At 75.7% G+C, this 8,945-nt stretch carries 12 protein-coding genes; 8 read left to right on the top strand and 4 right to left on the bottom strand.

Going from position 1 to position 8,945, the window contains the following annotated elements; all coding sequences use genetic code 11:
• Positions 1-120: 120 nt before the first annotated feature.
• Both TEK04_RS20650 and TEK04_RS20655 read left to right on the top strand, forming a co-directional pair.
• On the top strand, positions 121-2,262 hold the full coding sequence (locus TEK04_RS20650) for a putative bifunctional diguanylate cyclase/phosphodiesterase (RefSeq protein ID WP_336406257.1): 2,142 nt from the start codon (positions 121-123) through the stop codon (positions 2,260-2,262).
• Entirely contained in the window at positions 2,259-3,242 is a 984-nt protein-coding gene (locus tag TEK04_RS20655) for an HDOD domain-containing protein (RefSeq protein ID WP_336406258.1), read from the top strand. Before TEK04_RS20650 ends, TEK04_RS20655 begins: the two co-directional genes overlap by 4 nt.
• 57 nt (positions 3,243-3,299) lie before the next feature.
• Here TEK04_RS20655 and TEK04_RS20660 read toward each other — a convergent pair whose 3' ends face one another.
• A complete protein-coding gene (locus TEK04_RS20660; protein ID WP_336406259.1) occupies positions 3,300-4,043 on the bottom strand; it encodes an SDR family NAD(P)-dependent oxidoreductase in 744 nt (247 codons plus the stop codon).
• 46 nt (positions 4,044-4,089) lie between these two features.
• Here TEK04_RS20660 and TEK04_RS20665 point away from each other — a divergent pair, with 46 nt between their 5' ends.
• Complete coding sequence (locus TEK04_RS20665) at positions 4,090-4,905, top strand: hypothetical protein (RefSeq protein ID WP_336406260.1); 816 nt, start codon at positions 4,090-4,092, stop codon at positions 4,903-4,905.
• 98 nt (positions 4,906-5,003) lie between these two features.
• Positions 5,004-6,005, top strand: coding sequence for an ABC transporter substrate-binding protein (locus tag TEK04_RS20670; RefSeq protein ID WP_336406261.1), 1,002 nt, complete (start codon positions 5,004-5,006; stop codon positions 6,003-6,005).
• A 144-nt stretch (positions 6,006-6,149) separates the two neighbouring features.
• On the opposite strand, the gene rpmF is transcribed toward TEK04_RS20670, so the two are convergent.
• Genes rpmF through mrf form a run of 3 tightly spaced genes read right to left on the bottom strand, consistent with a single transcriptional unit; the run spans position 6,150 to position 7,833 of the window.
• On the bottom strand, positions 6,150-6,314 hold the full coding sequence (gene rpmF / locus TEK04_RS20675) for a 50S ribosomal protein L32 (RefSeq protein WP_336406262.1): 165 nt from the start codon (positions 6,312-6,314) through the stop codon (positions 6,150-6,152).
• On the bottom strand, positions 6,314-6,586 hold the full coding sequence (locus tag TEK04_RS20680; RefSeq protein ID WP_336406263.1) for a type B 50S ribosomal protein L31: 273 nt from the start codon (positions 6,584-6,586) through the stop codon (positions 6,314-6,316). The genes rpmF and TEK04_RS20680 overlap by 1 nt, the downstream gene beginning before the upstream one ends.
• Positions 6,583-7,833, bottom strand: coding sequence for a ribosome hibernation factor-recruiting GTPase MRF (gene mrf, locus TEK04_RS20685; RefSeq protein WP_336406264.1), 1,251 nt, complete (start codon positions 7,831-7,833; stop codon positions 6,583-6,585). Before mrf ends, TEK04_RS20680 begins: the two co-directional genes overlap by 4 nt.
• Before the next feature lie 53 nt (positions 7,834-7,886).
• Here mrf and rpmB point away from each other — a divergent pair, with 53 nt between their 5' ends.
• Genes rpmB through rpsR form a run of 4 tightly spaced genes read left to right on the top strand, consistent with a single transcriptional unit; the run spans position 7,887 to position 8,815 of the window.
• The gene (gene rpmB, locus TEK04_RS20690) at positions 7,887-8,135 is read left to right on the top strand and encodes a 50S ribosomal protein L28 (protein WP_336406265.1); all 249 of its coding nucleotides are present in this window, start codon (positions 7,887-7,889) and stop codon (positions 8,133-8,135) included.
• Positions 8,135-8,302 carry a 50S ribosomal protein L33 gene (rpmG, locus tag TEK04_RS20695; protein ID WP_336406266.1) on the top strand — a complete coding sequence of 56 codons (168 nt, stop codon included), beginning with the start codon at positions 8,135-8,137 and terminating at the stop codon, positions 8,300-8,302. The genes rpmB and rpmG overlap by 1 nt, the downstream gene beginning before the upstream one ends.
• Before the next feature lies 1 nt (position 8,303).
• Positions 8,304-8,603, top strand: coding sequence for a 30S ribosomal protein S14 (gene rpsN / locus TEK04_RS20700; protein WP_336406267.1), 300 nt, complete (start codon positions 8,304-8,306; stop codon positions 8,601-8,603).
• Positions 8,600-8,815 (top strand): 30S ribosomal protein S18, encoded by a 216-nt coding sequence (rpsR, locus tag TEK04_RS20705; RefSeq protein ID WP_349257757.1) that lies wholly within the window; start codon positions 8,600-8,602, stop codon positions 8,813-8,815. The genes rpsN and rpsR overlap by 4 nt, the downstream gene beginning before the upstream one ends.
• Positions 8,816-8,945 lie beyond the last annotated feature (130 nt).

An 8,945-nucleotide genomic window follows, 5' to 3' on the forward strand; every position in this document is an offset into this window, starting at 1 on the left:
CGGCAGCACCGACTTTCCCACATCCGTTACCGACGGGTAACCCGGGGCACGTCCACCCGCACGGGTGAGCGTGGCGCCCGGCGGCTTCACCGGTCCGTCGGGTCTGCCGACCCTGCGGGGGTGCCGATCCCCACGACCACCGTGCCCGCCCCCGCCGGGGTGTGGGCGACGGCACCGGCGGGGACACCGACGGGGACACCGCCGGGGCCCCCGCCGGGCGTGTCGTCGGACGCCGACCGGATCACCACCGCCCTGGTGCACGCCGCCACCGTGCGCGTCGACCTCGCCCTGCTCGTGGTCGTCGTCGACCCGACCGGGACCCGGGTGCGCTGGGCGAACGCCGGCGTCGAGCGGTTGCTCGGGCACGCGGTCGCCGACCTCCTGGGGATGCCGCTGGACAAGCTGCTGCCGGGCACGACCGCCCCGGGCCCGGCGCCGCTGCTGCGCCGCGAGCGGTCGGTCGGCGCCGAGCTGCGCGTCCGCACCCGGACCGGGGAGCTCGTCGACGTCCTGGTCTACGCCACCCCCTCGCCCGAGGCCGGGGTGTGGGCGCTGAGCGTGCGGCACGCCCGCAGCGACGCCGAGCAGGCGCTCGCCGACTCCGCCGCGGCCCACGAGCGCCGGTTCACCACCCTGACCGAGCGCTCACCGGTGCCCACGCTGCTGTCGGAGCAGGGGTTGCGGCTGGCGCACGTCAACGACGCCTTCTGCCGCCTCACCGGCCGGCAGGCCGAGCAGCTGCTGGGCACCGGCTGGCTGTCGGTCGTGCACGCCGAGGACGCCGACGAGGTGGTCGGGTGCGCGGTCGCGGCCCTGACCGGGGAGGTCGGCGAGGTGCGGGCCCGGCTGGTGCGTGCCCCGGGGGACGAGCGCACCACCGTGGTGCGGTTCGCGCACGTGCACACACCGGGGCTGGGCAGCGGCTTCGTGGCCACCATCGAGGACGTCACCGAGCGGTTGGCGTTCGAGAGCCGACTGGCCCACCAGGCCACGCACGACCCCCTCACCGGGTTGCCCAACCGCACCCGGTTGGCCGCGTTCGTCGCCGAGCGGTTCGTGCCCGGCGCCGCGGGCGGCCTGGCCTGCCTGTTCCTGGACATCGACGACTTCAAGGTGGTCAACGACTCGCTCGGGCACGCCGCCGGCGACCAGCTGCTGGTGCAGGTGGCCCGGAGGCTGCGCTCGGTGGTGCGCCCGGACGACCTCGTGGTGCGCTTCGGCGGGGACGAGTTCGTCGTGGTCTGCCAGGACGTCGACGAGGACGGCGCCGTGTACCTGGGCGACCGGATCTCGGCCGAGCTGGCCCGCCCGGTGCAGCTGGGCGGGGTCGCCGTGGGCGTGCGGGTGAGCGTCGGGGTCACGGTGCAGACCGCCGAGCACGCCGGTGCCGACGACCTCGTGCGCGACTGCGACATCGCCATGTACCAGGCCAAGACCGGGGGCAAGGGCCGGGTCTCGGTGCTGGACCAGGACGCCCGCGCCCAGGCCGGGGACAAGCTGCGGCTGGTGGCCGACCTGCGGGCCGCCGTCGAGGACGGCGGTCTGTCGCTGGCCTACCAGCCGGTCGTGGACGCCGGGACGCTCGCACCGGTCGGCGTGGAGGCCCTGGCCCGGTGGGAGCACCCGCGACGCGGGTGGATCCGCCCCGACGTGTTCGTCCCGCTGGCCGAGGAGAGCGGGTTGATCGACGGGCTGGGCGCCTTCGTCGTCCAGGAGGCCTGCCGCCAACTGGCCGTGTGGGACGCCGACCTCGGCCCCGGTGCGCCGGCCGTGGTGCACGTCAACGTCTCGGCCCTGCAGCTGGACGAGCACCTGCCGCCCCTGGTGTCCGAGGCGGTCGCCCGCCACGGCCTGGCACCGGGCCGGTTGTGCGTCGAGCTCACCGAGTCCGCTCTCGCCCGCCACCCCGAGCGCGCGCTCCGCGTGCTCGAACGACTACGAGACCTGGGGGTCACCATCGCCGTCGACGACTTCGGCACCGGCTACTCGTCGCTGGCCCACCTGCGCCAGCTGCCGGTCGACTGCCTCAAGATCGACCGGACGTTCGTCGCCGAGCTGTCCGAGGGCCACCCCGAGATCACCGGCGCCGTGGTGGCACTGGCCACCGGACTGGGCCTGTCCTCGGTCGCCGAGGGCGTGGAGACCGCCGAGCAGGCCGCCACCCTGGCCGAGCTGGGCGCCACCCACCTGCAGGGTTTCGGCATCGCCAAGCCCATGGACGGCGCCGCCACGGCCGCCTGGTTCGCCGAGCGTGCCCGGTGAACGGCCCCGACCTCGACGTGGACCTGGACGTGGACCTGGACGTGGACGCTGCTCTCGACCGCCTCGGTGACGACCTCCTCGGCGACGACCTCCTCGGCGACGACCTCCTCGGCGACGACCCCCTCGGCGACGACGGGGAGGCCGGCGAGACCGAGCCCACGGACGCCGAGCTGGCCGCGGCGCTGCTGCCCGGGGTCGCCTTCGACGTGCTCGAGGTGCTCTCCCACGTCGACGAGCTGGCCGCGCAGCGGCCGGTGGCGGCGCAGATCGTCGCCCTCACCCACGCCGACGACGCCGGGGCCCGGGAGCTGTCGCGGCTGCTGGCAGCCGATGCCGCCCTCACCGGCCGGGTCCTCAAGCTGGCCAACTCGGCCTTCTACGGCTTGGGCGGGCGCGTGTCGTCGCTGCAGTTCGCGGTGACCGTCGTCGGGTTCGCCACGGTGCGGTCGATGGCGAGCGTGGCGCTCTCCTCGGCCGACGGCGACCTGCCCCCCGAGCACTGGACGACCTCGACCCACCTCGCCCTCGCGTGCGAGGCGCTGGGCCCGCGGATGGGCCACCGCGCCGCCGACGCCATGTGCACGGGGCTGCTCGCCCAGCTCGGTGCCGCGCTGCTGGTCCACCACGACCCCACCGGGTACGCGGCGCTGGACACCACCGTCGGGTCCGGCGAGCGGCGGGCGGCCGAGGTGGCCCGCTACGGCGTGCACGCGGTGCAGCTGACCGCGGCGGCCATGCGCCACTGGGCCTTCCCGGCCGGGATGCTGCGCCCGGTCGACCAGCTGGACGACCTGGAGTCCGTCGACGGCGGCCTGCTGCGGGCCGCCTTCGAGGTGCACGACCGGTTGACGGTGCCCGGCCACGTGCCGCGCCCGGCCCCCGAGCTGACCTGCGGCCGGCTGCGGGAGGCCGACCTGGCGCCCGTGGTGGCCCGGGTGCGCACCGAGGCCGCCGGCCTGCGCCGCGCCCTGCAGGCCTGACCCTCGCCGGTCCGGCCGGGGCCGAGCGGTTCCCGGGCCGGGCACCCCCGGGTGCGGTCAGTACACGACCGCGCCCGGGGTGCCGCCGCCGGCGGCGACGGCATCGCCGGTGACGGCCACGCTGCGCGGGGAGCACAGGAACGCGACGACGTCGGCGACCTCGTCGGCGGTGACCAGCCGGCCGATGCGGGTTGCGGCGGGTGCGGCCGCGACGTCGGCCGGGGTGCGCTCGGTCACGGTGCGCCCGGGGTGCACCACGGTGACGTTCACCCCGTGCGGCCCGAGCTCCTCGGCGAGGTTGGCGGTCATCGCGGCCACCGCCACGTTGCGCACGGTGCCGACGAGGTTGCCGGTGGCCCGGGCGTTGAGGCCGCTGACGTTGACGATGCGACCCCAGCCGGCGGCGGTCATGTGCGGGGCGACGGCGCGGGCGCAGCGCAGGTAGCCCAGCACCTTGGTCTCCACCTCGTCCCGCAGGGCGCCGTCGTCGAGGTCGGCCAGCGCGGGCACCGGTGCGCTCGACGCGGGCCGGGCCGCGGCGTTCACCAGCACGTCGACCCCGCCCCAGGCCTGGACGACCGCGGCCACGGCCGACCGCACGGCGGCGTCGTCGGTGGTGTCGGCGGGCACCACGAGCGCCGGACCGGGCAGCTGCGCGGCGGTCGCCTCGAGCTGGTCGCGGGAGCGGGCGAGCAGGGCCACCCGGGCGCCCTCCGCCGACAGCCGCAGCGCGACGGCCTTGCCGATGCCGCGCCCGGCCCCGGTCACCAGCGCCCGCCTGCCACCCAGCTCGAGGTCCACGCCGGTCACGCTAGGCACCGGCGGGCCGGGAGCGCACCCTGGAGGGGTGTTCGAGATCGACGAGATGTCGTTGCTGACCCGCGAGGTGCTGCGCGAGCGCAGCGCGGCGCTGGTCGCCGAGGCCTGCGCCTGGACCGTCGGCACCGGCGACCGGCCCCACGTCACCCGCCGTCGCGGCCGCCTGGTGGAGACCGGGACGACGGTCGGGGTGCGCGCGGAGAACGGCCAGGTGCTCGGCGACGAGGAGTCCGGCCGGCTCGACCTCGGCGACGCGGTGCCCGGCAGCTTCCGCGACGTGCTGAACATGGCCGACGGCGACGGCGGGCTGCTCGCCGACCGCTTCGACGTCGAGGTGCTCGAGCCCTTCGTGCTGGCCACCTGCGTGCTGGCCGGCGAGCGGCTGCGGGCGGCCCGGCCGGGGGCCTGGGCGGAGCTGGCCGACGACGTCGGCGAGGACGGCGAGGACCCGGCCGCGGTGGTGCGGGCGGGGGAGTGGGAGGCGCCGTTGCGCATCGTGGCCGAGCACCTCGTGCTGGCGGCCATCGGCGACACCCCGCTGGCGCTCGTGGAGGCCGAGGGGGTGCCGCTGTCGCTGGTGCGGGCCGCGGAGTCGATGACCCGGGACGCCGTGCCCCCGCCGCCGAGCCCGGTCGAGGACCTGTCCGGGGTGCGGTTCCTGGCGCTGGCCGCGGTCACCGACGAGCCGGCGCCCATCCCGGCCGCGGCGGTCGACCGCGTGCTGGCCGCGCTGCTGGCCGAGGGCCTGCAGCGGGACGAGGTGCTGGCGGTGCTGCCCGACCTGCCGCTGGAGCCCGGTGCCGAGCGCGACCTGCGCCGGCTGGCCGAGCAGCTGCCCGGCTGATGGGCTGGTCAGCCCGGGCGGGGCACGACCCACCGACTGTGGTTAGGTGAGCCTCCCCTGACCGGGAGGGTCCCGGCAGGACCGTCCGAGAGGTTTCCGTGACCCGCCGCGCCGCACTCACCACCGCCCTCGCCGTCGCCGCCCTGGCGCTGTCCGCCTGCGGCGGCAGCACCGGCGACACCCCCGACGACACCCCCGGTGGCACCGCCGCCGACGACGCCTTCCCGGTGACCATCGAGCACATCTGGGGCGAGACCACGGTGCCCGAGAGGCCCGAACGGGTGGTGGCCCTCGGCGTCACCGACTCCGACCCGCTGCTGGGGATGGGCGTGGTGCCGCTGGCGGTCACCCCGTTCGTCTTCTACGCCGACACGAACGGCGTCGGGCCGTGGGCCCAGGACCTCCTCGGCGGCGCCGAGCCCGAGGTCTTCACCAGCAGCGAGGTCGACGTCGAGGCCGTCGCCGCCCTGCGGCCCGACCTGATCGTGGGGGTCTCCGCCGGGTTCGACGAGCCGGTCTACCAGCAGCTCTCGGCGATCGCGCCGACCCTCGTGCGCCCGGCGGGCACCGTGGCCTACGGCGTGGACCGGGACGTCGCGACCCGCATGATCGCCCAGGCGGTCGGCGAGGTCGACCGCGGCGAGGAGCTCATCGCCGCCGCCGACCAGGCCGTCGCCGACGCCGTGGCCGAGCACCCCGAGTTCGCCGGCGCCACCGGGGTCGCCGCGCTGTACTCGGGTGGCCAGTACTACGCCTTCCTGCCCGCCGACGCGCGCGGCCGGGCCCTGACCGGGCTGGGCATCGAGCTCCCGGCGGCGATCACCGACCAGGACACCGGGGAGAGCTTCTACGTCGACGTGTCCGCCGAACGGCTCGACCTGCTCGACGCCGACGTCCTGCTCGTGCTGACCGACCCCGACTCCGTGGCCACGGTCGAGTCCGACCCGGTGCTCGCGCAGGTGCCGGTCGTGGCGCGCGGCGGGATGGTCGTCGACGCCGGGGACGTCCGCGGTGCCCTGAGCTACAACTCCGTGCTGTCGGCCCCCTACCTGGCCGAGAACCTCCCGCCGCTGCTGGCCGAGGCCCTGGCCACCCGCTGAGCGCACCACACCCCCGCACCGCGCCCCCGGTGGGTGCACCCCCCGGTCGATCACGGACCTGGCGCAGCGACACGCCGGTGCGTCGTCGCCACAGGTCCGTGATCGACGGGAGGGGGTGCAGGGGGGTGCAGGTCGGGGTGCCGGTCAGGGTTGCAGGTAGCCCAGCCGCACGGCCGCGACCAGGCGGCGGGGGACCAGGTGCCGCACACCGTCCACGGTGATCGGCACCAGGTCGGGCGGGGTGGCCTTCCACTGCGCCCGGCGGTGCCGGGTATTGGACCGGGACGTCCGGCGCTTGGGGACGGCCATCAGCGCTGCCGCTTCCCGTAGCGGGCTGCATCCCGTTGCCCGTACCGGGCGTTGAACTTCTCGACGCGGCCGGCGGTGTCCAGCACCCGGGCGCTGCCGGTCCAGAACGGGTGCGATGCCGCGCTGGTGTCGACGGCGACCAGCGGCAGGGTCTGGCCGTCGATCTCGACGGTCTGGTCGGTGGCGATCGTCGAGCGGGTGCGGATCAGCGTGCCCGTGGCGGCGTCGCGGAAGACGACGGTGCGGTACTCGGGGTGGATGCCGGCTCTCATCGGTTCTCCTCGGTGGGGTGGGTGCTGAGGTGGGTGGCGGGGTCGGCGGGACTGGATGCCTCGCAGGGGTCGGTGTGCTCCTCGCCGAACGGGTCGGGGAACATCTGCCACGCCTCGACGCCGAGCGCGAACTCGTCGTCGGTGAGCAGGGCGTCGGTGAGCGCAGCGGTGATGGCCTCGGCGGGTTGCCGGTGGGTGAGGACGACGAGCTCGGTGTCGCGGTCGCCGTGCAGCGGGTCCCAGCGCAGCGCCGCGGCCACCCGGCGCTCGTCGTCCACCTGCGCCCACAGCTCCGCGTCGTCGCCGAGGGTGGCCAGCCACTGCCCGGCGTCGCCGAGCTGCAGACCGCCACCGGCCGACTCCAGCCACACGGCGTGGTCGGGCTGCGTGGCCAGCCACAGCCGGCCGCGGGTGCCGACGACGCCGTCGAGCAGGACGTCGAAGGCCTCGTGCAGCCGCTCGGGGTGGAACGGCCGCCGGGCGGAGAACAGCACCAGCTCGAGGCCGGCGTCGGCGTCCAGCGGTGGTTGCCCGGTGAGCTGCGCGTCGTGGGGGTGCCGCACCCGGCCGCGGCGGGCGGTGCGGGGCAGTCCGGCGAGCACCCGGGCCGGGCGCCAGTGCTCGACCGAACCGACCCGCGCAGCCGGCACCCAGCGCGCGAGGGCGGCGTGCAGCTGGGCCGCCGTCCAGTCGTCGACGGCCGGGCCGGCCAGCACCACGACGTCGGCGAAGCCGGTTGCGCCCAGCAGCACCTGGGCGACGGTGCGCTCGTCGTCCGGCGTGGCGGCCATGCCGCGCTCGGCGAGCACGTCCTCCCCGGTCACGTCGTCCAGCCACGACGCCGCCTCCAGGACGGCGACCACCGCCTCGACCTCGACCGCCTCGGCCGCGGTGCCGCCGTCGTCGAGCACCAGCGCGTCGAGGGCCACGCAGAGGCTCTCGGGTTCCAGGGCGGGGTCGAGCTCGAGCACGACGCGCTCGACGTCCGGTCGGGCGGCGAGCTCGCGCAGCAGCGGCAGCACGTCCAGGCGGAGCGTGCACGAGAGGCAGCCGTGGGCCAGCTCCAGCGCCGTCCGCGCCTCGCCGGAGGCGTCGCGGACAGTGCGCACGACGACGCCCTCGCCGAGGCCGCGCACGTCGTGGTGGACGACGACGGTGCCCGGGTGGGCGCGCTGGAGGTCGCGCGCGGCGCGCGCGGTGTGCTCTCGGTGCAGGCCGGCCACGAGGACCAGCGGGGTTCGGCTCATGGGCTCCGACGGTACACGTGAACGAGAATCATTCCCATGTAGGGTGGTCCGCCATGACCACCTTCTGCGAGGTGACCGGTCGCCGTCCGACGTTCGGCAAGGCCGTGAGCCACTCCCACCGGCGGACCAACCGCCGCTTCGACCCCAACCTGCAGCGCAAACGGTTCTGGGTGCCCAGCGAGAACCGCTTCGTGCGGCTGACCGTCTCGGTGCGCGGCATCAAGACCATCGACGCGCAGGGCATCGAGGCCGTCTGGGCCCGCATCAAGCGCGAGCGGTCGGCGACGGGCGGGCGGGTCTGATGGCCCGCGCCACCGACACCCGGCCGGTCATCAAGCTGAAGTCGACGGCGGGCACCGGCTACACGTACGTGACCCGCAAGAACCGCCGCAACGACCCCGACCGCCTCGTGCTGCGCAAGTACGACCCCGTCATCCGCCGGCACGTCGAGTTCAAGGAGGAGCGCTGACATGGCGAAGACCTCGAAGATCGCGAAGAACGAGCAGCGCAAGCTGGTCGTGGCCCGCCACGCCGCGCGCCGCGCCGAGCTGAAGGAGCAGCTGCGCACCGGGGACGACGCCCAGCGGGCCGCGGCCGTCGCCGCGCTGCAGCGCATGCCCCGCGACGCCTCGGCCACCCGCGTGCGCAACCGCGACGTCTCCGACGGCCGCCCGCGCGGCTACCTGCGCACGTTCGGGCTCTCCCGGGTCCGCATGCGCGAGATGGCCCACCGGGGCGAGCTGCCCGGCATCACCAAGGCCAGCTGGTGAAGCCCACCCTGCGGCCGCGGGGGAAGCGGCGCCTCGACGGCCCGGTCGACTGGAAGGACGCCGCCCTGCTGCGCACGTTCATCAGCGACCGCGGCAAGATCCGGGCCCGCCGGGTGACCGGCCTGGACCCGAAGGCGCACCGCCAGGTGGCTCGGGCGATCAAGAACGCGCGCGAGATGGCGCTGCTGCCCTACCCCTCGCAGGGCCGCTGACCGCTGCGCTTCCCGCCCGCACCAGCTACACCCGCCCACCCGTCAACCCGTCAACTCGTCAACCCGTCAGGCATGGGAGCCCATGCACCCGCCGACGAGGTCGGTCACCGGGTGCATGGGCTCCCATGCC

This window comes from Klenkia sesuvii, from assembly GCF_037083825.1.
In the GTDB taxonomy this organism is placed as follows: Bacteria; Actinomycetota; Actinomycetes; order Mycobacteriales; family Geodermatophilaceae; genus Klenkia; species Klenkia sesuvii.

Excerpts from the sequence above, each read along its gene's own strand:
- rpmF (WP_336406262.1), bottom strand. The coding sequence starts at position 6,314 with ATGGCCGTCCCCAAGCGCCGGACGTCCCGGTCCAATACCCGGCACCGC.
- TEK04_RS20680 (WP_336406263.1), bottom strand. The coding sequence starts at position 6,586 with ATGAGAGCCGGCATCCACCCCGAGTACCGCACCGTCGTCTTCCGCGAC.
- mrf (WP_336406264.1), bottom strand. The coding sequence starts at position 7,833 with ATGAGCCGAACCCCGCTGGTCCTCGTGGCCGGCCTGCACCGAGAGCAC.
- rpmB (WP_336406265.1), top strand. The coding sequence starts at position 7,887 with ATGACCACCTTCTGCGAGGTGACCGGTCGCCGTCCGACGTTCGGCAAG.
- rpmG (WP_336406266.1), top strand. The coding sequence starts at position 8,135 with ATGGCCCGCGCCACCGACACCCGGCCGGTCATCAAGCTGAAGTCGACG.
- rpsN (WP_336406267.1), top strand. The coding sequence starts at position 8,304 with ATGGCGAAGACCTCGAAGATCGCGAAGAACGAGCAGCGCAAGCTGGTC.